Raw genomic sequence first — 25777 nt, forward strand, 5'->3', positions numbered from 1 at the left:
AAAAATGAAAAAAATAAGTTTAATCGCTTCTATGAGTTTATTGGGTCTACTGGGGTGTTCTTCACCGGCGGTAGTAACTAATGAAGTCCAACAGTCTCATCTGCAAAGCACTAATCAGGTTTCTGATATTTTGTGGAATGAAGTAAACGTTCCAAGTGTCTTTTCATTTTCGTTCTCAGGAAAAACTCAAAGATTTGAATCAGAATTAATCAATAGCCCAGTTGCGGGGTTTGCCTTAAACAATGTGGGAAAATCTATTGAAATTGAATTATCAGCACCTATTTCAGATGGTGTATTCTTTGCACCAAGCCTAGCTTTATATGATGAAAATTTGAGGTTGATTCGTAACTTCGATTCTAGTTATTTCACATATGATAGAAACGATTTTATCGCTGGTGAGGTGATTGAAGGTGTTGTTGAGATTTCACTACCTCTAAATATTACGAAGTTTTATGCCGTCATTTACACAACAGAGGAAGATGTTGACGGTACAACAACAGTGATACATCCAGCAAAAGCTATGGCTATTGCTAAACGTAACGAACCACCTCGAATAGCAGATCCTGTTGTAGAACACTCTTGGAATGGCCAAGTTAATGTTGAAGTATCATACAAGTCTTCTTTCAATCCGTTTGTTAAAGAGACAAAACCTGCGGCTATTTCAAATGTACCAAGTGCTAGTGAAACCCAAATAGCTGTCAAACCACTCGATGATACTAAAGACTATTACTTTAATGCTATTCAATCTGCGGTAGAGGCAAACGAACTTAACAAGGCTCTTGCTTTACTAGAAGAAGCCAAAGCACTAAACATCGAAGGTGCTCAAGAGGTGTTCATCAAAGCAGTAAACGCTAAGTAATATAGAGTAAATGAATTTCAAAAAAGGGAAGCTTCGGTTTCCCTTTTTTGATTTACATTGTAAATCTTTGCGACAACTTAGATAGGGTGGGTTAGTTTTGGTTATCATGCATCTCAAGAAAATAAGGTTGTCTTGAACAGTAGATAGTGAGTTAATTGTTAATATCACTTCTGTTTAAAGGGATTGTCATTCTGTATTATGCCAATCTAGGAAGATTAACTTTACATCGTTAGATGCATGACTCTGAGAAGGGGAGTGCGAACTGAAGAAGAGTCCATGGATACTTTAGTTATTGCAATTGCTGCAACCGGTTTGTCGCTGATATTAGTGTTTGTTTGGATGGTGTCGCTCTCGTTAAGAAAGAAGCGCATTCAAGAAGAAAGAAAAGCCAAGGAAGTGGCTTATCGCCGCGCGATCGAAAAAGCTCGCAAGCAAGAGCAGGAAGAGCGTGTGTATAAGGCGGATACCGGTCATATCCCTTCTATTCTTGTGCTAGCCAAAGAAGCTGAGCGCTCGAATATACGTGAGGCATTGTACTGGTATGAGAAAGCAGCGCTGCTCGATAACCGTGCGGGTATGACGGGCATCATTCGTATTAGTGAAAAGCGTCGAGACGACATGGTATTAAAAGGCCATGCCAATTTTTGGCGTACCTGTATCCAAGCTCTCGATGGAAACATTGATGCGAAGTTTGAGATGGGTAAAGCTTATGCGATTGGTCGTGGCGTTGATAAGCAACTGTCGAAAGGCCTTATCATCATTCGTGAAGTAGCGAATGAAGGTTACTCTTCCGCGATGATTTATCTCGGTGACTGGGCGTTAAGTGTCGACAACCCAAATAGTAACCCTGAAGAAGCCGCACAGTGGTTTTACAAAGCGGCACTGGATGGAAATGCAGAGGGTAAGATCAAGCTAGCAGAATGCTATCAGACGGGTAAAGGTGTGCTTCAAAGCCATGTTCGTTGTAGTTATTGGTTAGAGAATGCGGCTGAGAAAGGCTCTTCTGAGGCTATGTACAGAGCCGGTTTAGCATGGGCAGAACGCTCTGGTGAGCAAGCAAAATCGATTGCCTATATTTGGCTGTTCTTGGCATCGCAGTTTGGTAGTGAAGAGTCGAGGTCGGTGCGTGATAAGGTGGCACATGGTTTAGGCATTGATTCGGTAGTTGGTCTGCAAGCGCTAGCAAAACCTATTCTTCAGAAGCTGAATAGTGGCACCGTTAGCAATCACTCGATCATTAAGGCGTTCAATAAGCTCTACAAACGAGAGAGTTATTTTCCTGATAGAGATGGTCATGAGTTTGCTGAGAAGGATGAAGCAGTAACAAAGACCGATGAACAAACGACTGAAGCGTCGTCTTAGTTATCGATAATGAACAAAAAAACGGGAGAGCATATGCTCTCCCGTGTTCGTTTTGAGTGCGAGTAATTAAAGCAATTATTGGTTTGCTTTAAGCTGCTCTGAACGACAAACCGCCGCTGTGAATACCACGTCCGTAGAGCTGTTTAGTGCCGTCTCAGCGGAGTCTTGTACCACACCGATGATAAAGCCAACAGCTACTACCTGCATTGCTACTTCATTTGGAATACCGAATAGGCCACACGCTAGTGGGATGAGAAGTAGTGAGCCACCTGCCACACCTGAAGCGCCACATGCCGATACCGCAGCCACAACGCTGAGTAGTAGGGCAGTAAGTAGGTCAATTTCAATACCAACAGTGTGCACTGCTGCTAGCGTTAGTACCGTGATAGTGATCGCTGCACCAGCCATGTTGATAGTTGCACCCAGTGGGATTGATACTGAGTAAGTATCTTCGTCCAGTTTTAGCTTCTCACACAGCGCCATATTTACTGGAATGTTTGCCGCACTTGAACGTGTGAAGAAGGCAGTCACACCACTTTCACGTAGGCATTGGAATACAAGCGGGTATGGGTTTTGTTTCGTTTTGATGTAAACGATCAAAGGGTTGACTACAAGCGCAATGACAGCCATTGCGGTTAGTAGGACAAACAAAAGTTGTGCGTAACTTGCTAGAGCAGCAAAGCCCGTTGTTGCAAACGTTGATGATACAAGGCCAAAGATACCGAAAGGTGCTAGGCGGATGATAAAACGAACGATCTGTGACACACCGTGGCTTAGGTCTTCAAATACCGCTTTAGTGGTTGCCGAAGCGTGGTGAAGTGCAAGACCAAGACCGATAGCCCAAGCAAGAATACCGATGTAGTTTGCGTTCATTAGGGCGCTCACTGGGTTATCAACCAGCTTAAATAGCAGAGTGTGCAGGACTTCTAAGATACCTTGTGGAGGTGTTGTGCCTTCCGCGCCAGCAACGAGAGTGAGTGTTGTTGGAAATGCGAAGCTCAGAACCACAGCTGTTAGTGCCGCAGATAGTGTACCAATCAGATATAACACAATGATTGGGCGCATATGGGTATGCTGGTTTTTCTTTTGATTTGCAATCGATGCCGCGACAAGAATGAATACTAAAATGGGAGCGACAGCTTTAAGAGCACCAACAAATAGACTACCAAGTAGTCCAGCGCTTTGTGCTGAATCTGGTGAAACGAGGGCTAATACGACACCAAAGAGGATACCTGCAAGGATCTGCAGGACGAGGTTTCCGCGTGCGAAGCGACCTACTAGTGAGTTGTTTTGCATATGTTGTGTCCAAATATATTTATAAATTTATGATGGCCCAATAAAAAACTGAGCGCCTATAAGCATAGCGCGGCGGAATTATGTGTCTATAACTTATTTAATGTCAGTGAGTTTTGCTGATTTATGTGATTGAATTCTTAACTTAGTGTTATTTTTGTGTGTTTTTAAAGATAAAAATAAAGAGCCTTTCGGCTCTTTATTCCATTCATAGATTTAGATAAGTGCAACCGTGAGCTTAATAACCCTTTTTACGCTGTCGGCTACCCGATTGAACGGTGCGATACATTTTGCTTAGCTGCTTATTGTTGGCGCGCTGCTCAGCGAGTGTGGCGCCGTTTCTCGCTTGCTCTCTTAATAGTTTCTGATAATTGTTAAAGCGTCGCTCCTCGATTTCACCGTTTGCCAATGCCGCTTGAATGGCGCAACCAGGCTCGGAGCCATGCTGACAATCGGAAAAGCGACACATCTCAGCAATGATTTCGATGTCTGAGAAGGTTTCACTGACACCATCGGCACAATCTGCGAGCTGAAGTTCGCGCATTCCCGGGGTATCGAGAAGTAAACCGCCCTCAGGGATGATATGCATCGATCGCGAGGTCGTTGTGTGGCGACCTTTGCTATCGTCTTCGCGGATGCCACCCGTAGCTTGAGCGGTGCTCTCCATTAAGGTGTTTACCAAGGTCGACTTGCCAACACCTGATGATCCCATAAAAGCAACAGTTTTACCCATGCCACACCATGACCTCAACACCGCGACACTGCCATTATCTAGAGAGTTGACTGTTTCGATCATCAGCATAGGGTCAAGTGCTTGAACCTGCTGACGCTTATTTTCCACGTCGTCACATAAGTCGGCTTTGGTTAGGACAATAACAGCCTCAACCTCTGCCTCATTAGTCAAAGCAAGGTAGCGTTCAATACGGCTTAGATTAAAGTCGTTGTTAAGTGAACAGACGATAAATACGGTGTCGATATTTGACGATATGTATTGCTCTTCGACTTTCGAACCAGCAGCTTTACGACTGAACAGAGAGCGCCTTTCAAGGAGACGAACAAAGCGTTGTTCATTGTCGAGGACTACCCAGTCACCAACGGTCATCTTGGGTTGGTCATTATGAATAGCGAGTTTAATCTCACCGCTTTCGCTGGCTAGTAAGTATTCACTTCGGTGATGAGCAATGATGCGAGCAAACTGTCGATCTTCATAGTCATCAAGAGTGAGTTGTTGTTGATAATGTGGTTGCCAACCCAGTTGGTTTAAAGGGATTGGTTGCGTTAAATCTAGTTTAGAACTCATGTCTTTTTACCCGACATAACTTGCAGATTTTGGGCACATGCATAGTTACGCTTCAATTTATTATGTAATTAGAGTGGGGCAAATACAGCCCGGCGTAATAACCGGTATAGGAAGGTAACGCGATAGATAGAGGTTCCAGCCAAGTTTGAAGCTCGCTAAGAACGGAGGTCTATTATTTTGATGAATTAAGACATTGTCTATTCAGGCTACGATTTCTGTACCAGTGTTGGGTTCATTACAATCATCTTGTTCTCCTTATTTATTTTATTTAATTATTCAGAATCAGCTTGCCGGGCAAAGAATAGCAAAAAAGCGCGAATTACTCGCGCTTTTTGAACAAAATCAGAGATTATCTGACGGCGTATGCCTATCTTCGTCGATCAATGTGAGTGCTTACTCATGCCGTTCATCGCTTTCATAATAGGTACGGTGAGCTGATGCGTTGTACCATCGTCAAAGTTTAGTGTGAGCTGAACGTTCTCACCTTCGTTAAGCGATTGGGTTAGGTTGAACAGCATAATGTGCAGAGAGCCAGGTTTTAATTCGGTGTGAGATTGCGCTGCAATATCGATTTGTTCAATCTGACGCATCTTCATGACTTCACCTTCAATAACGACATCATGCAGTTCGGTTTTACCTGCGATGTCCGCTGAGGCAGAAATTAGTGCAATGTCTTTATCTTGTTGATTCATCAGAGTAAGAAAAATTGCACTCGTTTTGGCACCAGGTGGCGTCGCTCTTGCGTAGGCATCATGCACCATGATCTCTGTGTTTTGCTGCATTGCTTTATGATGATGGTGTTGATGTTCATTGGCGAATGCCGCCGTGGTAAACAGAGCGCCGCTAAGTGAAACACAAGCAAGGGCAAGTGAGCCGAAACGGTTCAATTTTACAGTCATAAGGGAGTCCTTATCCTTCTACGTAATGTAATAGTTATGAATAATTAAAATATTGGGTATTAATAAATAGACTTACTGTGCTGCTAAAACTTCATTGAATGCTGCCACAATCGGTGCCGGGTTAAGGGTGTGTGGCACTTTAGTGATCAGCTCTCCATTCGGTTTTAGGAAGTAAAAGTAAGAGCTGTGATCGACGGTATAGTTCAACTCTGAGTTCTCTAACTCTGTCTTTTTAAATATCACACCATATTGACCTGCAAACTGCTGTGTTGCGGAAAGGTTGCCCGAAGCGCCTTCCAAGGTTGGGTGAAAATACTGAGCATACTGGTGAGTTGTGATGCCATCATCGCGCTCTGGATCTAAGGTAACGAAGATCGGTCGAAGCTGGTCTAGTTGCTCTTGAGGAATCTGTTTAAGGGCGCCTGATAGCATGGCTAATGAGGTCGGGCATACATCAGGGCAGTGGGTAAAGCCAAAGTAGACAACTCGAACGCGTGGGTCGTTTTCATCAAATATTTTGATCGGTTTGTTTTCCACACCAGTAAATGAAAGACCTGATAGTGAAAGGTTTTGAGCAACGCCTTCTGTCATGCCTTGCTCTTCTAGAGCATTTTGTGCGTCAAGGTAGCTCTTCGCACCAAACCCCATTACGAATGCTGCTATAAGAGCCAGAGACCAGTTTTTACTCATCGTTCCATCCTCAATGATGTGTTGACTGTCAGATTGCCATCGGTCAGTTCACCAACCCAAGTCATTTTGTCCATCGTGCATACTGGTAGCAGAACCTCCCCAACATAGTGACCTTGTTCAGCAGGTGTGAGCAGAATTTTTACACTACCCATTTCCATTTCTAAACCTTGTAACGTTAACATCAGAGATTCGGCTTGATCAGGCCATTCAACCATCAACTTAGAAGGCAACAAGGGTTGCGCTTTATCATGCTCAAGGGTGAGCTTAGCTTCATTTTGAACGCAAGTCGCAGTCGATAGCTGGCAGTACTGGTTCAGGTCGATAGACGATGCTGAATGCTTGGTATGTGATTGAACCTTTTCAAGGATAGAGGGCGCTAAAAAGCCTGCGCCTAATGCTAATCCGAGTAAGGCAAATTTCGCGAGAGGGTGCATAAGTCCATTTGCATTTATAAAAACCACTGAATACTAACATAGCTCGTTAGTGCTTTAGCTAGAGGGGAAAGGCGAATCTTGACAAAAATTTCGCTGAGTGTGATTCAGATACAGAAAGAGCGCCAATGTGGCGCTCTTTTTAATCAGTTTTAATGATTATTCCTTGGAGCCTAGCTTCTCAAGACCAAGCACGAGGGCAATCGCCACGAACATCATCACAATCGCAACACCAAGCTGTGATGGTTGAGAGTAAAGTTGCTCGAAGCCGTCAGGAGTAAGGTTGGTTTGCACCAGTGGAACTTGCTCACCTTTGGAGTTCGTGCGCCAGCTGATGGTTTCTTTCCAAGGCCAGATCTTAGGCAGTGTGCCAATCATTAAACCAGTTAAGAAGACTAACGTGAAATCCCTAAAGCGGTTTAGTAGCCAAGAAAGCACATGAGAGAAGCTCAATAAGCCAATGACACAACCCGCGACAAATAGCATTAACACATCGACTTGCAGTGACTTAGCCGCGCCTAAGATCGGTGAGTACATCCCGATGAGCAGCAAGATAAAGCTACCAGATATGCCCGGTAGGATCATCGCACAGATTGCAATGGCACCCGCAATGACAAAGTTAAAGCCTGTAGGGTCCATGGTCAGTGGTTTTAATACCGTAATGCTGTACGCGAAGCCTACTCCTAATAATAAGAAGAGGAATCGCTTGATATCTCGCGTTTCAACTTGCTTGAGAATATGGAACACCGATACCAGAATTAGGCCAAAGAAGAATGACCAAAGTGGGATAGGGTGGGTGACTAGGAGCCAAGAAATAAGCTTGGCTAGTGTTAGAATGCTACCAATGATGCCACCGAACAGCGTAATCAAGAAAAAGCCGTTGATATGGTTAAAAGCAGCTTTAATACCGTCCTTACGTAAAATTCCAATTAAGCTTGGGTTTACACGGCGAATGCTCTCTAAAAGGGTGTCATAGATACCGGTAATAAACGCGATAGTACCGCCTGATACACCCGGTACCACGTCAGCTGCCCCCATCGCGATACCTTTGAGAAAGGTAGTGAAGTAATTCATATTGCCAATTCAATTATTAATAGACTGTACGCAGTATACTGAATTTAGCGTGGAAAAAGTATGAACGTATGATGAGACTGCTTTTACGAACCCCTGCTTGAAGATGAGCAGAACGTTAAGCTTTTAACTGATATAACTCACAATAAATGTAATCTGTTTTATTGAAACAAAGCGCATAGCATATTGATGTGTTTTTGCGTAATGCAAATTGCAATATGCAAATTTAATGTAAGGGCTAATGCAAATTGTGCAAAAAAGTGTGCTTTCTGTTCCATTAATTAGTGCTTTGAAAGTTGGCACGCTCTCTGCATTAGTATGTTTGACCCTTATTAAGCCGAGGGTCACCTAGCCAACTGACGTTGTTAGTGAATGTTCATTGTTCACACCATATATAGACCAATCGCCTTGATTTGCGGTTGGTTTTTTTTTGCCTGTCGTTCAGGAAGAGGCTAGATCGCTGCGCTTTTTAGATTGATTTTCAACGAATGTTGAATGTCTTTTGCCAATGAACTTGAAGAGTGTCATCCCCTAAAGCGACAACGGAGCATAGTAGGGGATCTTTGAGTGCTCGATGATCGGGGTCTTGAGTATGACTTTAAGACTAATGAGCTCATCATATAGTCTTTAAATAGGCTGATTATTTTAGGGCGCCACCTAGAACAGTTTCCCTATCGCGTTCGTGCCTCCATGTAGGGAATGGCAGTGGGTAAGTTTTGTGGTGGTACAAGTAAGAAAAAGGGTTGACGCACCAACGCCAACCCCTCAATTTTTCTCTAGCTCTCTAGCTCTCTAGCTCTCTAGCTCTCTAGCTCTCTAGCTCTCTAGCTCTCTAGCTCTCTAGCTCTCTAGCTCTCTAGTACCCCATCAGCTTCAACAAATTCTCAGCGGTACTGATCGCTTCCTTACGGTTGGCGATGTTTAGCTTCTGATACAAGTTTCGGATATGAGTCTTAATCGTCGTTCCTGCAACATCTAGTTCTTGAGCGATCTGCTCATTGCTAAAACCAGAGTAGATTAAACCGAGTACCTGCCATTCACGTTGTGTGAGAGGACTGGTACGCACTAGCTCTGGGATATTCGGGTGATTGACTAGCTTTTCAACGAACTCTTCATCGAAATGTACAGAGCGACTGCGTTGAGTGCTTGAGATATCCTTCATCAACTGCTGAGCACGGTGACGCTCTAGGTCACCAAGTTCTACCTTGTTGGTCAATTTCTGCAGCATTCCGCCAATGGTTGCGCCATCGACGAGGAAGTTTCCGATCATCCCCGTTTGGTTGGTCATGCTTAGAGCACTCTTTAATTGCTCTTTCGCTTGATCCTTATCCTCCGTCACGGTTGAAAGTACCGCTTCCACAATCAGGTTGCGGTTAAGGTCGGTGATTAACTCAAAGCGCTCTGACTCTTTATGAAGAAAGCTTAATGTTGCTTTTGCTTCTTCCGATTGGCCAATGGCGATTTGAGCACGAGCGATGTTACGCCATTGAAGCTGAGTAAAGTGGTTGCACGCTTCTTCAGGGCGGATTGCGCTGTTTAACCAGTGTTGGATTGAGTCTGTATCTCCACGCGCTTGCCAGTAGAGTAGTAGTGATAGCGATGCATTTGCTGTCCAGTCTACGTGGTAAGTTGATTGGCTAAGTAGATGCAGGATGTGATCAATAAACTTACTTGCTTTGTCGATCTCACCGCGGCCCACCGCTATACGCGCCAACATAGAGTAGCTGTGTAAGTGCTTACTTGGCTCGTGGCTACCTAGCACATCAATACCTTTGTAAGCACACTCTTCGGCTTCGTCCAAACGGTTCCAACACCACAATACTTGTGCGCGAATACGCAGCAAGAACTCATGCAGTGGAAGTTGCTCTAGCTGATGTTCTTCAATCAACTTAAACGCATTGTCTTGCACTTCATACGCCGCTTGTACAAAGCCCTGTGCAATCAGAATTTCACTTTGTTGTAGCAGTGCCCACAGTGCTTGGTGGTAAACATGGTACTGACGAGCAAGCTTCTCGGTTTGCTGCATCATAGAGAGTGCTCGAGAAAGATTACCCGTTACGTGATGCACCTCACCAACCACAGACGTTGCCACAATACGGCCACGATAGATGGTGGTATCGAGCTGGCTCAGGGCTAGCTCTGCAAGCTCGAGTGCTTTGTCAGGATCGTTCTGGTTGATGGCAACCTGTGCACGTAGCGCATTGAACTGCCCTTGCTCTGAGCTATTGATGGTGATGTTACGCGCGCTGTGCTCGTGCTCGGCTTCGGCAAGTAGTTGACCGACTTGGTTATAACGGTGTTGGCTCTGAGCCAACCAAGCACGAAGCATAGACAGCTTAGGGTTGCTGAACAATTGGTCGCGAGAGAGCAACTTAATCGAAGATTCGAGTGTCTCAAGAGTCCCTTCGTTAAACATCGCCCAGCCTGATTCCGTTAAGATGTCGGAGACAAGTTGACCGTCTTTCGCTTTGGCTGCGTGGCGTAGCGCTTGCTGCGGAGAATTTTGTTTGCTCCAAGCTAATGCAGCTGCATGATGCAGTTCGATTTCTTGCTGTGGAATACGTGCCTGACGTTCGTGCGAGAGAAACTCAGCGAATAAGTTATGGAAGCGATACCAATTGTGTTCGCCATCTAACGGATAGATAAATAGGCCGTAGCGGTTGAGTGACTCAATCATACTCAGGGCATCATCGCGACCAGTTAATGCGGTGACTAACTCATCATTGAAGGTGTCTAAGACCGAAACCTGCATTAAGAATTGCTTGGTTTCGCTATCGAGTAGGTCAAACACTTCTTCAACCAAGTAGTCCCACAAGTGAGCATGGTTGAACTGAGAAACAGATTCCGCAGATTGCTCTAGCGTGCGTTTTTGATGCTGAGCCTGTAGGGCAATTAATTGAAGTGCGGAAGGCCAGCCCTCAACATAGGTACGCAGGTTATTTGCGGTGGTATCGTCGATACCATCGGCTACGCGTTGATTGAAGAAACGAGTGGTCTCTTCGGTGTCGAATGCCAGCATGTCGTTGCCAATCTCGATCATCAGATCGCGCACACGCAGGTTAGCGGTACCCAGAGGCGGTGTTGCACGACTGGTGACGACTAGCGTGAAGTTATCTGGCATGTGCTTGATGAAATAACGCATTGCTTCGTGAATTTCATCGTTGGCAATGAGATGGTAGTCATCCAGAACGATGTAGCATTCGTGATGAATTTCGCTGATCTCTGCAAATACTTCACCAAACAGTGAGTGGAATGAAGAGTATTGACGACGCTCGGCCATGTTCTGAGAGCGTGGGCAAGATTGATCTGTGGCCTTGTTGATTGCCATGATTAGGTAGTTGATGAAACGGAATGAGTCATTGTCGTTATCATCGAGACTAAACCAACCAACATGTGGCTTATCTGATAGCCACTGTGCTGCCATCGTCGTTTTACCGTAACCTGCGGGAGAACGAAACAGTACCAGCTTATAGAAAGGGGCTTGCTGGAGAAGGTCCAGAACGCGAGGTCTCACAATAGCATTGTGCAGGCGACCTGGGCGAGTCAGTTTAGATGGAATCCACATACGTCTATAGTTCCTTGATGTTCAACCTGTGGGATCTTAGTTGAGCAGTTCTTTTGCAACTTTGATCCAATGCCTAGATGCTACTCATTTTGTGAATTTCTGGGAAACTACGCCCTTGATTTGTGATTCTTGTCACGCGAAGTACTGTTTCAAAATGACAATAGGATTGTCATTGCACCGATTTACCCCTTATTCACCACTTTGAAAACAATATGTGTGTGAGCCACCCCCCATTTTTGTCAATTTATACCATTGATTGAAACCTTGCTTTCATAGCCAAAGGTTAGCTTGGGTGGATGGGTTTGTGTGATCCGAATCACTGGATATCGCATGCTATGAGCCAATAAATGCGATGGTCATCAATAAATGTTGATGTCCTACACCCCTACGCCCTCTTCTCTCATCCTCAAAGGTGTAGGGGGTGGGAGGATGAAGCGATCTGCTTCTACAGGCACGATGTGTAACAGATAGAATTAACCCAACGAAGAGATTTCAATAACTATGAAACCTACTCAACAAAAGAAATTCGACAAAAAAGCTTTTCAAGCAAGCGTAAAGAATCACCTAGCGACAACTTATGCTCGCACTGAAGAAAACGCAGATGCACGTGCATGGTACCTAGCAATGGGCCGCGCACTAGCAGAAATGACAACCGTTGACCTGCTAGAGACTGAGCAAGACCCTAAAATCCAGCAAGCAAAAAGCGTTAACTACCTATCACTAGAATTCCTAATCGGTCGTCTAACGGGTAACAACCTAATCAGCATGGGTCTTTACGAGCAGATCACTGAAGCAATGGCTGAACTAGGTCACAACCTAACAGACCTTCTAGAAGAAGAGCGTGACCCTTCTCTAGGTAACGGTGGTCTAGGTCGTCTAGCAGCATGTTTCATGGATTCTTGTGCTGCACAAGAATACCCAACAGTAGGTTACGGCCTGCACTATGAATACGGTCTATTTAAGCAATCTTTCAAAGAAGGTCGTCAACAAGAAGCACCAGATGCATGGCGTGGTGTTGAAGGCTACCCGTGGGAAGTTGCTCGTCCAGAACTAGCACAACAAATCGGTTTCTACGGTCACGTTGAAGTTGAATACGTAGACGGTCGTGAAGTACGTACTTGGGTTCCAGGTATGGAAGTAAAAGCAATGCCTTGGGATCTACCAATCGTAGGTTACGAGTCAAGCACTGTTTACCCGCTGCGCCTATGGGAATGTCAAGCAATCGCACCATTCTCTCTAGCGAGCTTCAACAACGGTGATTACTTCGAAGCACAGCACTCACTAATCGATGCTGGTAACATCACCAAAGTTCTATACCCGAACGACAACCACGAGAAAGGTAAAACTCTGCGTCTAATGCAGCAGTACTTCCACTCTGCAGCGTCAGTTCGCGATATCCTACGTCGCCACGAAGCGGCAGGTTACTCTCTAGCAGATCTTCCTAAGCAAGAGACTATTCAGCTTAACGATACGCACCCAACAATCGCGATTCCAGAGCTAATGCGCATTCTTCTTGATGAGAAGGGCCTAACTTGGGATCAAGCATGGGAAATCAGTGCTCACACGTTCGCGTACACGAACCATACACTACTTCCTGAAGCACTAGAGACATGGCCTGAGTCGCTAATCCAGCGTCTACTTCCACGTCACATGGAAATCATCTTTGAAATCAACCACCGCTTCCTACAAGAAGTTCGTAAGATGTGGCCTGGTGATGGTGAGAAGCAAGCTAAGCTTTCTATCATCCAAGAAGGTTTCAACCGCATGGTTCGCATGGCTAACCTATGTGTAATCGGTTCTTATAAAGTAAACGGTGTAGCAGCGCTTCACTCTGAGCTAGTTAAGAAAGACCTATTCCCTGAGTTCAACGAGATCTTCCCAGGTAAACTGACTAACGTAACGAACGGTATTACACCTCGTCGTTGGTTGAAGTTCTGTAACCCAGGTCTATCTAACCTAATCACAGAGAAGATTGGTTCTGAGTGGCCAGCGAAACTTGAGCAGCTTGAAGGCATCGCTCAGTACGCAACGGATGCGAAATTCCAAAAAGCATTCATGGCTGTTAAGAAAGAGAACAAACAGCGCCTTGCTGATTGGGTTCAAGAAAACATGGGTATCGAGCTAGATACTAACGCTATCTTCGACGTTCAAATCAAGCGTCTGCACGAGTACAAGCGTCAGCACCTCGACTTGCTACACATTCTATCTCTATACCATCGCATCCTAAACGAGCCTGGTTTTGAGTGTGAGCCACGCGTATGTTTCTTCGCGGCGAAAGCAGCGCCGGGTTACCACCTAGCGAAAGAAATCATGTTCGCAGTGAACAAGGTTGCAGAGAAGATCAACAACGATCCTCGCATTGGCAACAAGCTGAAAGTGGTATTCATTCCTGATTACCGTGTGAGCATGGCTGAGATCATCATCCCAGCAGCAGATGTTTCTCAGCAAATCTCTCTAGCGGGTAAAGAAGCATCTGGTACGGGTAACATGAAGATGGCTCTAAACGGTGCTCTAACTATCGGTACGATGGATGGTGCGAACGTTGAGATTCGTGAAGAAGTGGGCGATGAAAACATCTACATCTTCGGTCTTGATGTTGAAGGTGTTAAAGCGGTTAAAGCAGCTGGCTACAACCCTTACGACTACTACAACGCTGACCACCTACTGAAAGCGTCTCTAGACCTACTCGCTGGTGAAGAGTTCACTCCAGGTCAGCCAGGTCTACTACGTGCAACGCTTGATAGCCTGCTTGATGGTGGTGACCCATACCTATGTCTTGCAGACTTCGCATCTTACGTACAAGCGCACGAAGACATGGGCAAGCAGTACAAAGACCAAGCTGGCTGGGCTAAGAAAGCAATTCTTAATACAGCACTAGTTGGTAAGTTCACATCTGACCGCTCTATCCGCGACTACGTGAACAATATTTGGAAACTAGAATCAGTTTCTCGATAATTTAGCAAACTAAGCCGGGGCACAATGCTCCGGCTTCATACCAACCCCAATAGAGACTTTTACCACAGAAAATAAGCGCCTATTGGAGTTGGTATTTAACCCTACGAAGACTATGAAGGTTTAAGCAGTACCTTCGGAGAAAAGCGATGACAGAACAAACAGTATTAAAACAAGTCGCTGAAATGGCTCGAATTGCAGATAGCTATGTCAGTGCTTGGGGAGATGAAGCAAAGGTAGAAGACGAAACGATCGTTCGTCTTTTAGCATCACTGGGTTATGACACCAGCAGCGATGATGCGCTTCTCAAATCGGCGGAAAAAATGCACAAGAAAGATGTGTTAGCAACAGTACAAGTGGTTCGCGATGAGCAGCCGGTTGAAGTGGAGCTAAACCTAGGTGTAAGTGCTCGTGAAAGCGAGTTTTCTTGGCGTCTAGAGACAGAGCAAGGTGAAGTATTTGAAGGTTACCTACAGTCTCAAATCGTTCGTGATGAGCGTGCTGAGGGTGGTCCACTGGTATTTGCTCTTCCTGCTGATCTACCTTGGGGCTACCACACTCTACAAGTGATGCGTAAGCGCCGTAAAGCTCCTTATGAGATGTCTCTGATCATCACGCCTAAAGCGTGTTTCAAACAAGACCAAATCAGCCAAGGCAAGAAGCTTTGGGGGCCAAGTGTTCAGCTGTACACACTACGTACACAACACAACTGGGGTATCGGTGACTTCGGTGACCTAAAACAACTCGTGGCTGACATTGCAGCTCGTGGCGGTGACTTCGTAGGACTTAACCCGATTCACTCGCTATTCCCTGCGAACCCAGAAGGCGCAAGCCCATACAGCCCGTCTTCTCGCCGTTGGTTAAACGTTCTGTACATCGACGTTAGCTCTGTTGCAGAGTTTGCCTTGAGTGCACAAGCACAACAAATCGTTGGTGGTGCTGAGTTCCAACAACGTCTACAAAAAGCACGTGAGTCTCACTGGGTGAACTACACAGAAGTCGCTGAGCTTAAGATGAGCGTACTGCCTCTTCTATTCGAAGAGTTCAAAGCGCGTCACCTAAGCAAAAACACAGAGCGTGCGAAGAACTTCCTAGATTTCGTTGAAATCGGTGGTGACAGCTTACTGCATCAAGCTGCGTTTGATGCTATTCACGCTGAGCTTCACGCAGAAGACTCAAATGTTTGGGGCTGGCCTGTATTCCCTGAGAAATACCGTCGCTTTGAAAATGCAGCGGTACAGAAATTCATTGCTGAGAAGCAAGAAAAAGTACAGCTTTACATGTACCTACAGTGGATTGCTGATGGCCAAATTAATGAAGCCCAAGCACTAGCGGAAGAGAAAGGTATGGCGGTCGGCCTATACCGCGACCTTGCGGTAGGTGTGGCTGATTCAGGTTCTGAAACTTGGGCTGACGAAGGCAACCTGATCTTGGATGCAAGCATCGGTGCTCCACCCGATATCCTAGGTCCACTCGGTCAAAACTGGGGCCTACCACCGCTGAACCCACAAGTTCTGCAGAAGACGGGTTACGATGCATTTATCAAACTTCTTCGTGCGAACATGAAGCATTGTGGTTCTCTGCGCATCGACCACGTTCTTGGTCTTCTACGCCTATGGTGGATTCCTAAGGGTGAGAACGCGACGAAAGGCGCTTACATGTACTACCCAGTAGAAGATATGTTGGCAATCTTGGCGCTTGAGTCACACCGTTACCAATGTTCTGTAATTGGTGAAGACTTGGGTACTGTACCTGATGAAATCGTTGATATCCTGCGTGATGCTGGCGTTCACTCATACAAGGTATTCTTCTTCGAGACATCGGAAGAAGATGGTGGCTTCATCTCACCAAAGCACTACGCTGAGCAATCAATGTCTGCACTATGTACGCACGACATGCCAACGCTACGTGGCTTCTGGCACTGTGATGACCTGAAGATGGGTAAAGAGATCGGTCTGTACCCAGACCAAGAGCAACTCGATGGCCTTTTCGATGACCGCTTAGAGTGCAAGCAAGGTATCCTAGATTCTGTTGCATGGCACGGTTACCTGCCTGAAGGTGTTGGTCGCGATGCTTCTCAAGTACCAATGGATTCTTACTTGAGTGAAGCGCTTCAACTGCACGTTGCTGCGGGTGCATCAACACTGTTAAGTGTTCAGTTGGAAGACTGGTTAGAAATGGACAAGCCAGTTAACATTCCAGGTACGGTTGATGAGTACCCGAACTGGCGTCGTAAGCTGTCGATGAACCTTGATGAGATCTTCGCTCAAGAAGCGGTAAATCGTATCGCTACGAACTTGACTGAAGTTCGCGCAAAAGCAAGTAAATAATGGCGTGAATGACCTAGGCAAAGAGTAAAATCAAGCCTAGGTCACTCAAATATGATATCGATTGCGTTATCATATCCGACGCTAGTCATACCCGCATTTAGCGGGTTTTTTTTTAACTATTTTGTAAGTTGGTTATAGGGAGAGAGCGTGATTAAAACTAAAGAAAAACTTGAACACGCATACAACCAGTTGTCGGAAGCTTCGTTTGCAGACCCATTCGCATTTCTAGGTCCTTTTGTCGATCCAAAGCAAGGCGCATTACGTGCATGGGTGCCTGGTGCAAACAAGGTTGAGCTGGTTATTGAGGGAGAGTCTCGCGTTGCACTTGAGCGCGAGCAAGATTCTGGGTTTATTCTTAAACAAGAACGCGATCTGCGTTTTATACATTATCAATTAGCAGTTGATTGGGATGGCACTGAGCAATTAGTGGATGATCCATACCAATACCACGCACTTTATGCTTCTTTCGAAGAGCTCCATACGCCAAAAGAGATGTACAAGCACATGGGTGCTCAGTTCATTACGCTTGAGCGCGATGGCAAGCAGATTTCGGGTACGCGCTTTTTGGTTTATGCACCACATGCTTCTGCATGTAGCTTAATCGGTGATTTTAACCAGTGGGATGGTCGCCGCACACCAATGCAGCGTCTGGACTACGGAATTTGGGGCATCTTCATTCCTAACTTGGCTGAAGGTTCACAATACAAGTTTGAGCTTAAAGGCCCGAACGGTGAAGGTCTACCGCATAAACAAGACCCTTGGGGTTTCTACTCTGAGCAGTACCCATCATTTGCTTCGATCACTTACAACCAAGATCGTTATCAGTGGCAAGACAGTAAGTGGCAACGGCGCCCTGTTACTCAAAAGCGCAAAGAAGCCCTTTCTTTCTATGAGCTACATGCGGGTTCTTGGAAGCGTAATGCTGAAGGTGAGTTCCTGACTTACCGTGAGCTTGCTGAAACACTAATCCCATACCTAGTCGATATGGGTTACACCCACGTTGAATTGATGCCAGTTTCAGAGCACCCGTTCTACGGCTCTTGGGGTTACCAGCCTGTTGGCCTATTTGCGCCGACTAGCCGCTTTGGTTCGCCAGATGACTTTAAGTTCTTCGTTGACCAATGTCACCAAGCGGGTCTTGGTGTGGTACTGGATTGGGTTCCTGCACACTTCCCATCGGATGATCACGGTCTGGCTAACTTTGATGGTACGCCACTGTTCCACGATCCAGATCCACGTCGTGGTTGGCACCAAGATTGGAACTCGTTTATCTACGATCTAGGCCGAGAGCATGTTCGTCGTTTCTTAGTATCGAATGCGCTTTACTGGTTCGAACAATTCCATATTGATGGTATCCGTGTGGACGCGGTTGCATCGATGCTGTACCTAGATTACTCGCGTAGCCATGATCAGTGGATTCCAAACCAAGATGGCGGCAACGAAAACTACGACGCTATCTCGACGTTGAAGTGGATGAACGAAGAAGTGTACAAGCACTTCCCGAACGCCATGACAATCGCTGAAGAGTCAACGGCATTCCCTGGTGTGTCTGCACCAACATTCATGGGCGGCTTAGGTTTTGGCTTTAAGTGGAACATGGGTTGGATGCATGACTCTCTGTCTTACATTCAAGAAGACCCAATTAACCGCAAATACCATCACGATACCATCACATTCCCGCTTGTTTATGCACATAGCGAGAACTACGTACTGTCGTTGTCACACGATGAAGTGGTTTACGGTAAGGGCTCTATTCACAATAAGATGCCTGGTGATGAGTGGCAGCAAACAGCCAACCTGAAAGCTTACTTGGGTTACATGTATGCTCAGCCTGGTAAGAAGCTTAACTTCATGGGAGCAGAGTTCGGTCAAACGGCGGAATGGAACCATGATGATCAACTTCAATGGTTCTTGCTAGATTTTGAACGTCACCAAGGTGTTCAAGCCGTCACTCGTGACTTGAACAAACTATACCGCGAAGAGCTGGCAATGCATGAGTTGGATTGTGAGCCGCGTGGTTTTGAGTGGCGACTTCAAGACGCTAAAGACGCAAGTATTCTTGCTCATGAGCGTATTAGTGAAGACGGTGAGCGTATCTTGATCGTCTCAAACTTTACGCCAGTACCGCATGAGCGTTTCCGTCTTGGTGTACCTAATGCCGGTCGCTACGAGCTTCTACTTAACAGTGACGACACTAAGTACCACGGTAGCGATTTCAATGCCAAAGCCATAGTGGAAACAGAAGAAGTAGAAAGTGAAGGGCTTGAACAATCTCTAGAGCTTTCTCTACCGCCACTGTCGACGGTATTCTACAAGCTGAAGTAATCGTTTGAACTTCTACTTAATTAAGCCCAGCCATCGTGCTGGGCTTTGTTTTACAAGCTATTATCAGTTGTAGAAACAAACTTATTTAATTGAAAGTGGTTAGCAAGGATGCCGTATTATCCCACCCAAGAAATCTTACGTGACCAACGCTTTGGCTTAGGGGCGAGACTTGGTTCCCCAACGTCTATGCCTTTGGAAGAACAGTTAAAGGCGGCTTCTTATCTACATAGTTCGATTCAATCTCTACCGTCGACCGATGGTCTATTGCTGAAAGTCGGCGAGTTTCGCCAAGCTCGCGCCAAATTAAAAGGCGACAAAGAAGGGTTAGCAAAGCTTCGAGATGAACAGAAAGCGTTTGCCAGAAATGCGTACCGCCAACAATCTCATGCTCGGATGTTGCAATCTATTCACACTCCTTTGGGGTTTCAAGAGCGTTTGATTCAGTTTTGGAGCAATCATTTTGCGATCTCTGTTGATACTCGCAGAGTATTTGCCTTAAGTACCACCATTGAAAATGATGTCTGTCGGCAGTATTGGGATCAAAGCTTCTCTCAGATGCTTCTGGCGACGTGTCAGCACCCAGCTATGCTGATGTATCTAGATAACGTTTCTTCAATAGGTCCCGATACGGTTGTCGGAAAGAGAAGGAGCAAAGGATTGAATGAAAATCTTGCGCGTGAAATCTTGGAGCTTCACAGCTTGGGTGTTACTGGTGGCTACGATCAACAAGATGTTCAAGAGCTGGCGAAAGGGATCACAGGCTGGAGCGTACGAATGAAGCCGAATCAAGTAGGCTACTTTTACCACGACAAATCTCATCAGCCCGGTTCAATCACTGTATTGGGTAAGCGATATAACCAAGCTGGAGAGCAACAGGGGAGGGCCATTCTTGAAGAGCTTGCACGACACCCTAGTACGGCTCGACACTTGGCAGGTAAACTTTGTCAGCATTTTATTGGTGATACGGCAAAGGTGCTGGTCGATGAGATGGCACAGGCCTATTTGAAATCCGATACTCAGCTTCTTCCAATGTATCAAATTTTGATATCGAGCAGCGAAGCCCAAAATGCTGACGCGTGTCGTTTTCGAACGCCGAATGAGTGGCTGGTTGCTTTACTACGCAGTGTTGATGTTGAAATCAATGAATCCCAGTCGTTTAAGCTCTTAACTCGTCTAGGGCAACCACCGTTCTTGTCACGCTCACCTGCTGGTTGGTCTGATGATGATAGTGACTACAATAGCCCCTCGGCATTGGTGCAGCGGATTCAGATTGCTGGGCAGCTTGCTGCCATGGTGATTAAACAAGCGAAACAAAAGGAACAACCAACTAAGCAGCTGGCTGATGCAATAGTTAAGCACCTCTATGGCGAGCACCTAGATGAACATACTCAATTGGTGCTCTCCCAAACGGACAAGGCTTCTATGCAGTTGTCTCTTGTTTGGCTAAGCCCTCAGTTTCAATATCGTTAGGGAGATAAATTGTGAAGTCTTCAAAACGCTTCTTTCTTAAATCGATGGGCGCAGTGTCTATTTCGAGCTTGCTGCCTATACCTATTTTTGCCAAAACGTCATCGCCTAACATCTTTGTCTGGATAACGCTTCGAGGGGCTATGGATGGCTTGAGTGTGGTTATCCCACATGCGGATCCTGATTATGTTCGGCTACGTCCCAATATTGCTATTAAATCGAGCCAGCAACTCCCTTTGAACAACCAATTTAGTCTGCACTCATCACTAAAGTCGATACATCCATGGTTTAAGCAGGGCCAACTCAGCTTTGTTCATGCGTGTGCAACGCCGTATCGCAAGCGATCGCACTTTGATGGTCAAAAGATACTGGAGAACGGCACTGAAGACCCGACTGCGACATCAGGATGGCTGAATCGCTTTATCGCATTGAGTAAAAGCGACAATCAAGGAGTAGCTATTGATGCCGGCTTACCATTGATCATGCAAGGCGATGAACCTATCGTGAGTTGGTACCCGAACCGATTGAAGAATCGTAATAAGCAACAAGAGCTGCTCACTCAACTATTTGAAGGTGACGCCACGCTCTCTATGCACTACCAAAGCTTGCAAGAGGTGAATGCAATGGTGAGTAGTGAGGGGCAAGGGAAGGCGTTTAAGAGTTTATGTGCCAAAACAGGTGAGCTGTTAACCGCAACAAATGGTCCGAACATTGCTGCATTAGAATTAGGTGGTTGGGATACTCACGCTAACCAGTCGGGTCGTCTATCGATCCAGCTGAGAACCTTGGACACCGGCCTAGCATCATTGAAAGTATCCCTAGGAGAACAGTGGTCAAACACCGTGGTGATGGTTGCGAGCGAATTTGGTCGCACCGCAAAAGAGAATGGCACTAAAGGGACTGATCACGGCACGGGTAATGTGATGTTACTTGCTGGGGGAGGACTTGGGAGCCTTGGAATCAACAAGGCTCAAGTATTTGGGCGATGGCCGGGTCTATCGAAACAAGCGCTTTATAAAGAGCGAGATCTGATGCCGACGACGGACATGCGTTCAGTGATCAAAAAGGGACTTGGCAATCATTTATCGGTGCCTGAAGCTGTTTTAGAAGAAGTTTTTCCAAATAGCACTATGATTAAACCTATGTCATTCTCCTGATCCTTTACACTGTAAATCATATAAAAACTAAAAGGTTACATTCATGGTTACTGCGCTATACGCTGCTTTTCTTTCATTGCTGATTATCTACCTCACTGTGCAAGTGATTAAACAACGCCGAGCGAATTTGGTTTCCTATGCAGATGGAGGGGTGGAAGAGCTACAAATAGCACGCTCGGCTCATAGCAATGCCGTAGAGATGATTCCTATCACTTTAATTATGATGGGCTTTGCTGAGTTTAATGGTACGCCGCTATGGCTCATTCATATTGTTGGGGTAGCATTTTGCATTGGTCGAGTTATGCATGCCAAAGCTGTGTTGGCACAGACTTTTAAGTTAAGAAAAATCGGTATGATCCTGTCCTTCTTGTGCTTAATTGTCCTGGCGGTTGCTAACGTCGTTTATCTGCCTTGGTCAAACTTCTGGTAACTCATTATGTCATTCGCTAGCCGTTTTCGTTCTACACCACCTTGGATATTGGTGTTTACAGGACTAATCTTGAACGTGCTAGCGATTATGATTACCAGTGTAGTGCTAGATGAGATGTCTGCTGAACTGGCTGCTCTCAATGAGCAAAAAGCCGATAATATTTATTCGATTCAACTGACATGGAATCAGATTGAATCAATTGAACGAAAGCGTGACATGTTGCTGCTCCATTCACATCTCAAGACTGAGTTCTCACCTCTTATTGCTCAAGAGTTACAAAGCGATCTCAATAATTGGACGGGGAAAACTATCCCATCCATCACAGAGCAAACATTTCCTCAAGTACTTGATATCTTATCCACGACTCAACAATCGTTGCGTGAAAGAATTGATACCTTTTATTTAGATAACATTACGGCGACCGAAGTGATTCAGCATCAAAGTGAACGCATGGCCTTTTACAAGAGTATCGCACTCTTTCTACAGATCTTTGGTTTAGCGCTGATTTTGGCTAGAGATTTAGCGAGAAAATAAAGATAGCAATGAGGTGAGCACTTGACTCACCTCATTTGTTTTTAGCATAAGGGAAGGTTAGCGCAGAAGAATCTTAGCTAGCGGTGTTTTCTCAATACCTTTCACAAACAGCAGTGCCAGGATCAAAGTACCAATAATGACGGTGAGATCCTTGCTAGCACCGTGTAAGCCATTGATGCCGGCCACGTTGTTCATGATGATGACAAATAATAGGTGACTGACATAGATTCCAAGTACACTCTTCGCAATGTTAAACACCCATGCTTGGTTACCAAGGTTAGGTTTAGACAAGAACCATAAAAAAGTACCTGTCCCCCAAATAGCGGTACCAAACAAGAAGTCGTGGATGTTAAAAGCAACATCGAAATGCGTTAACCACAGTGCTTCACAGAAGTGCATCAGCAGTCCCAAGAACGCAATAGCCATTGCAATACCTGACTTAAACTGGATATTCTTCTCACGAACCATGAAACCAATCGCTACCATTAACAAGCTGAAGAATGGGCCATTACGCGTGAAGATTGGTGACCAGATCTCGGTGAGATTGACATAGCTTCCCGCCAGTACACCATAGACATACAAACCTAAGCCAAGCGGGAATATCCAAGAAGCTTTTTTGCTGTTTAGCAAAACGGCCATGATACCCACCGCGATAATCAATGCTGGAATAAACCAAAGGTGTACTAATCCACCTTCAAACAAGGTATTGACTGGCGTTTGCATCAGGTAACCCCAATAACCTTGGCGCTCAGCTAGGTAGCCATGTTCTGCGACGACACCGAGGTTAAAAGGCATTGCGAGGCTGATGACGCTCCAAACGAGCCAAACTTTAAACAGTGGCTTTGAGTAAGACTTAAAGGTCTCAATCGGAGCTTGAACCAACTTAGGTTGGATTAGGAAACCAGAGATCAAAAAGAAGCACGGTACCGCAAAGCGTGTAATTTGATTGAAGATATAGCCGACCCATGGCACTTCATCGAACTGCCAGTAAGTGAGCATCATTTGGCAATGCATAGCAATGATTACTAGCATAGAGAGGACGCGAAGCAGTTCAATGCTGGCGATTTTTCCTTTTTGAGACTGGGGTTGAGTTGATTGGTTTTGTGTCATGTTAGCGCACTCTATAAATAACTGTGCGGCAACATATCAGACAATATTTTTGATGAATATCACTACATTCTGAATTGTTGATTCCCAACGTTTCAAAGTGTTGCATTCCCACGCACTTCACATTATTGAAGAACTCATTGAGGCGGCAGTTCAGGATAGAAAAACGCCTACATCAGTGCAAACTGATGTAGGCGTATTATTCACGGGATCTCAGTGATGGTACTTAACTTAGCTTTCAATCAGCAAAATGCGCGTCTCGTATGGGCGTAACACTTGCTGCTTAGTAACAGCCAGCTCTTGGTCTTCATAGTTACTGAGTAGTACCTTAGCCTTACTCAGTTCGGTGCCGACCGGCAACGTACACTCTGCTTGGTCTGCGTAGAAGTTGTTTAAGCAGATAAGGGTTTGATTCTCGCTCTGGCGCTTATAACCAAAGATTGCTGAGTGCTCAGGGTAGAGGTCTTGATAATCACCGGTGGTGATGACGTCTACGTCTTTACGCAATTGAATCAGTTGTTTATAGAAGTAGAACACAGAGTTTTTATCATCAACTGCTGCCTCAGCATTCAATGCAGGGTAATTGCTCGCAACTTCTAACCAAGGTTGTGCTTTAGAGAATCCTGCAAACTCCGAAGCATTCCACTGCATTGGAGTACGTGAATTATCACGCGACTTCTGAGCCAAAATCGCAATCATTTCATCGTGGGTAACGACTTTGTCACGATTAACCATGATGTCGTACATATTGGTACTTTCTACGTCACGGTATTGTTCAATCGATGTGTAACCAGGGTTGGTCATACCGATCTCTTCGCCTTGGTAGATGTACGGCGTGCCTTGCATCATGTGTACCACCGCGCCTAACATCTTCGCCGATTCCACTCGATACTCAGAATCATTGCCTAGACGGCTGACAATGCGAGGTTGGTCGTGGTTACACCAGAATAGCGCTCCCCAGCCTTTGCCGTTTAGACCCGTCTGCCAGTGGTTAAAGATCTCTTTTAGCTGAGAGAAATTGAATGGTGCTTTAGTCCACTTCTCACCGTTCGGGTAATCGACTTTAAGGTGGTGGAAGTTAAATACCATCGACAGCTCTTTGTTATCGAGAGAAGAGTACTGCTGACAGTGCTCAAGCGTGGTTGATGACATCTCGCCGACCGTCACGCTGCCATATTTTTGGAAAACCGCTTCGCTGATCTCTTGTAGGTATTGATGCACCTTGGGACCGTCAGTGTAAAAGCGGCGACCATCACCAATATCATCATTCGGGAAGTCTTGTTGCTTAGATATTAGGTTGATGACATCTAGGCGGAAACCATCGATCCCTTTCTCTGCCCAGAAGCTGATGACGTCTTTGACTTCTTCACGAACTTTCGGGTTTTCCCAGTTAAGGTCCGCCTGCTCTTTGGCAAACAGGTGTAGGTAGTACTGGCCGGTTGCTTCATCTAATTCCCAAGCGTTGCCACCGAATTTTGATTCCCAGTTGTTTGGTGCTTCACCATTGATGGGATCTTTCCAGATGTAGTAATCACGGTATGGGCTGTTTTTATCACCCAATGCCGATTGGAACCACTTGTGCTCGGTTGAGGTGTGGTTAACCACGATGTCCATGATGATGCGAATACCGTGCTCATGTGCTTCTGCCAGTAGCTGATCGAAATCCGCCATGGTGCCAAAGTCTGGGTTGATCGCGTAGTAGTCAGAGATATCGTAGCCGTTATCGATCATTGGCGACTCGTAAATGGGAGTCAGCCAGATGGCATCAATGCCGAGATGCTTGAGGTAATCTAACTTAGAGATAATACCTTGAATGTCACCGGTGCCTTTTGCACCACTGTCACAGAAACTCTTTGGGTAAATTTGGTAGATAGACGCTTTTTTCCACCACAGTTTATCAGCTGATTGAGTCATTAACGTTGTCATGGTACTTACACTTAAAAATAGAAATCAAAAATCGAAAAAATGAAAGGGGAGCAGTCAGGCCTGCTCTCCCTTGGGGGTT

At 45.5% G+C, this 25777-nt stretch carries 18 protein-coding genes; 9 read left to right on the top strand and 9 right to left on the bottom strand.

Features of this window, described 5'->3' with window-relative positions; genetic code table 11:
• Positions 1-4: 4 nt before the first annotated feature.
• Complete coding sequence (locus tag DPF91_RS03465; protein WP_117233028.1) at positions 5-859, top strand: MalM family protein; 855 nt, start codon at positions 5-7, stop codon at positions 857-859.
• 276 nt (positions 860-1135) lie between these two features.
• Positions 1136-2221, top strand: coding sequence for a tetratricopeptide repeat protein (locus DPF91_RS03470; RefSeq protein WP_164684020.1), 1086 nt, complete (start codon positions 1136-1138; stop codon positions 2219-2221).
• Between the two features lie 75 nt (positions 2222-2296).
• On the opposite strand, the gene sstT is transcribed toward DPF91_RS03470, so the two are convergent.
• From sstT to malT, 7 genes are all read right to left on the bottom strand, one after another.
• Positions 2297-3517 (bottom strand): serine/threonine transporter SstT, encoded by a 1221-nt coding sequence (gene sstT / locus DPF91_RS03475; protein ID WP_117233030.1) that lies wholly within the window; start codon positions 3515-3517, stop codon positions 2297-2299.
• A 235-nt stretch (positions 3518-3752) separates the two neighbouring features.
• Positions 3753-4814, bottom strand: coding sequence for a ribosome small subunit-dependent GTPase A (gene rsgA, locus DPF91_RS03480; protein ID WP_117233031.1), 1062 nt, complete (start codon positions 4812-4814; stop codon positions 3753-3755).
• Between the two features lie 380 nt (positions 4815-5194).
• Complete coding sequence (locus tag DPF91_RS03485; RefSeq protein ID WP_241033748.1) at positions 5195-5713, bottom strand: copper chaperone PCu(A)C; 519 nt, start codon at positions 5711-5713, stop codon at positions 5195-5197.
• Between the two features lie 72 nt (positions 5714-5785).
• On the bottom strand, positions 5786-6403 hold the full coding sequence (locus tag DPF91_RS03490; RefSeq protein ID WP_117233032.1) for an SCO family protein: 618 nt from the start codon (positions 6401-6403) through the stop codon (positions 5786-5788).
• On the bottom strand, positions 6400-6837 hold the full coding sequence (locus tag DPF91_RS03495) for a hypothetical protein (RefSeq protein ID WP_117233033.1): 438 nt from the start codon (positions 6835-6837) through the stop codon (positions 6400-6402). Before DPF91_RS03495 ends, DPF91_RS03490 begins: the two co-directional genes overlap by 4 nt.
• 156 nt (positions 6838-6993) lie before the next feature.
• Positions 6994-7908 carry a polyprenyl-phosphate transporter gene (locus tag DPF91_RS03500; RefSeq protein ID WP_117233034.1) on the bottom strand — a complete coding sequence of 305 codons (915 nt, stop codon included), beginning with the start codon at positions 7906-7908 and terminating at the stop codon, positions 6994-6996.
• A gap of 853 nt (positions 7909-8761) precedes the next feature.
• The gene (malT, locus tag DPF91_RS03505; RefSeq protein WP_117233035.1) at positions 8762-11470 is read right to left on the bottom strand and encodes an HTH-type transcriptional regulator MalT; all 2709 of its coding nucleotides are present in this window, start codon (positions 11468-11470) and stop codon (positions 8762-8764) included.
• Between the two features lie 501 nt (positions 11471-11971).
• Between malT and DPF91_RS03510 the strand changes: the two genes are divergently transcribed.
• The 7 genes from DPF91_RS03510 to DPF91_RS03540 all read left to right on the top strand — a co-directional run bounded on the left by DPF91_RS03510 (position 11972) and on the right by DPF91_RS03540 (position 22665).
• Entirely contained in the window at positions 11972-14425 is a 2454-nt protein-coding gene (locus tag DPF91_RS03510) for a glycogen/starch/alpha-glucan phosphorylase (RefSeq protein WP_117233036.1), read from the top strand.
• Between the two features lie 146 nt (positions 14426-14571).
• The gene (malQ, locus tag DPF91_RS03515; RefSeq protein WP_117233037.1) at positions 14572-16752 is read left to right on the top strand and encodes a 4-alpha-glucanotransferase; all 2181 of its coding nucleotides are present in this window, start codon (positions 14572-14574) and stop codon (positions 16750-16752) included.
• Between the two features lie 147 nt (positions 16753-16899).
• Positions 16900-19077, top strand: coding sequence for a 1,4-alpha-glucan branching protein GlgB (gene glgB, locus DPF91_RS03520; protein ID WP_420855566.1), 2178 nt, complete (start codon positions 16900-16902; stop codon positions 19075-19077).
• 108 nt (positions 19078-19185) lie between these two features.
• The gene (locus tag DPF91_RS03525; protein ID WP_117233038.1) at positions 19186-20547 is read left to right on the top strand and encodes a DUF1800 domain-containing protein; all 1362 of its coding nucleotides are present in this window, start codon (positions 19186-19188) and stop codon (positions 20545-20547) included.
• Between the two features lie 44 nt (positions 20548-20591).
• On the top strand, positions 20592-21701 hold the full coding sequence (locus tag DPF91_RS03530; protein WP_117233203.1) for a DUF1501 domain-containing protein: 1110 nt from the start codon (positions 20592-20594) through the stop codon (positions 21699-21701).
• 43 nt (positions 21702-21744) lie between these two features.
• A complete protein-coding gene (locus DPF91_RS03535) occupies positions 21745-22131 on the top strand; it encodes an MAPEG family protein (RefSeq protein WP_117233039.1) in 387 nt (128 codons plus the stop codon).
• Between the two features lie 6 nt (positions 22132-22137).
• Complete coding sequence (locus DPF91_RS03540) at positions 22138-22665, top strand: DNA mismatch repair protein (RefSeq protein WP_117233040.1); 528 nt, start codon at positions 22138-22140, stop codon at positions 22663-22665.
• 57 nt (positions 22666-22722) lie between these two features.
• Here the strand turns inward: DPF91_RS03540 and DPF91_RS03545 are convergent, their stop codons facing one another.
• On the bottom strand, positions 22723-23775 hold the full coding sequence (locus DPF91_RS03545) for an acyltransferase (RefSeq protein WP_117233041.1): 1053 nt from the start codon (positions 23773-23775) through the stop codon (positions 22723-22725).
• Between the two features lie 228 nt (positions 23776-24003).
• On the bottom strand, positions 24004-25686 hold the full coding sequence (treC, locus tag DPF91_RS03550; RefSeq protein WP_206355540.1) for an alpha,alpha-phosphotrehalase: 1683 nt from the start codon (positions 25684-25686) through the stop codon (positions 24004-24006).
• Positions 25687-25777: the final 91 nt, after the last annotated feature.

The sequence above is a fragment of the Vibrio maerlii genome, assembly GCF_003415655.1.
Taxonomy (GTDB): Bacteria; Pseudomonadota; Gammaproteobacteria; order Enterobacterales; family Vibrionaceae; genus Vibrio; species Vibrio maerlii.

What these genes read in the sequence shown, in the direction of transcription:
- DPF91_RS03465 (WP_117233028.1), top strand. Translation starts at nt 5, where the DNA reads ATGAAAAAAATAAGTTTAATCGCTTCTATGAGTTTATTGGGTCTACTG.
- DPF91_RS03470 (WP_164684020.1), top strand. Translation starts at nt 1,136, where the DNA reads ATGGATACTTTAGTTATTGCAATTGCTGCAACCGGTTTGTCGCTGATA.
- sstT (WP_117233030.1), bottom strand. Translation starts at nt 3,517, where the DNA reads ATGCAAAACAACTCACTAGTAGGTCGCTTCGCACGCGGAAACCTCGTC.
- rsgA (WP_117233031.1), bottom strand. Translation starts at nt 4,814, where the DNA reads ATGAGTTCTAAACTAGATTTAACGCAACCAATCCCTTTAAACCAACTG.
- DPF91_RS03485 (WP_241033748.1), bottom strand. Translation starts at nt 5,713, where the DNA reads ATGACTGTAAAATTGAACCGTTTCGGCTCACTTGCCCTTGCTTGTGTT.
- DPF91_RS03490 (WP_117233032.1), bottom strand. Translation starts at nt 6,403, where the DNA reads ATGAGTAAAAACTGGTCTCTGGCTCTTATAGCAGCATTCGTAATGGGG.
- DPF91_RS03495 (WP_117233033.1), bottom strand. Translation starts at nt 6,837, where the DNA reads ATGCACCCTCTCGCGAAATTTGCCTTACTCGGATTAGCATTAGGCGCA.
- DPF91_RS03500 (WP_117233034.1), bottom strand. Translation starts at nt 7,908, where the DNA reads ATGAATTACTTCACTACCTTTCTCAAAGGTATCGCGATGGGGGCAGCT.
- malT (WP_117233035.1), bottom strand. Translation starts at nt 11,470, where the DNA reads ATGTGGATTCCATCTAAACTGACTCGCCCAGGTCGCCTGCACAATGCT.
- DPF91_RS03510 (WP_117233036.1), top strand. Translation starts at nt 11,972, where the DNA reads ATGAAACCTACTCAACAAAAGAAATTCGACAAAAAAGCTTTTCAAGCA.
- malQ (WP_117233037.1), top strand. Translation starts at nt 14,572, where the DNA reads ATGACAGAACAAACAGTATTAAAACAAGTCGCTGAAATGGCTCGAATT.
- DPF91_RS03525 (WP_117233038.1), top strand. Translation starts at nt 19,186, where the DNA reads ATGCCGTATTATCCCACCCAAGAAATCTTACGTGACCAACGCTTTGGC.
- DPF91_RS03530 (WP_117233203.1), top strand. Translation starts at nt 20,592, where the DNA reads ATGGGCGCAGTGTCTATTTCGAGCTTGCTGCCTATACCTATTTTTGCC.
- DPF91_RS03535 (WP_117233039.1), top strand. Translation starts at nt 21,745, where the DNA reads ATGGTTACTGCGCTATACGCTGCTTTTCTTTCATTGCTGATTATCTAC.
- DPF91_RS03540 (WP_117233040.1), top strand. Translation starts at nt 22,138, where the DNA reads ATGTCATTCGCTAGCCGTTTTCGTTCTACACCACCTTGGATATTGGTG.
- DPF91_RS03545 (WP_117233041.1), bottom strand. Translation starts at nt 23,775, where the DNA reads ATGACACAAAACCAATCAACTCAACCCCAGTCTCAAAAAGGAAAAATC.
- treC (WP_206355540.1), bottom strand. Translation starts at nt 25,686, where the DNA reads ATGACTCAATCAGCTGATAAACTGTGGTGGAAAAAAGCGTCTATCTAC.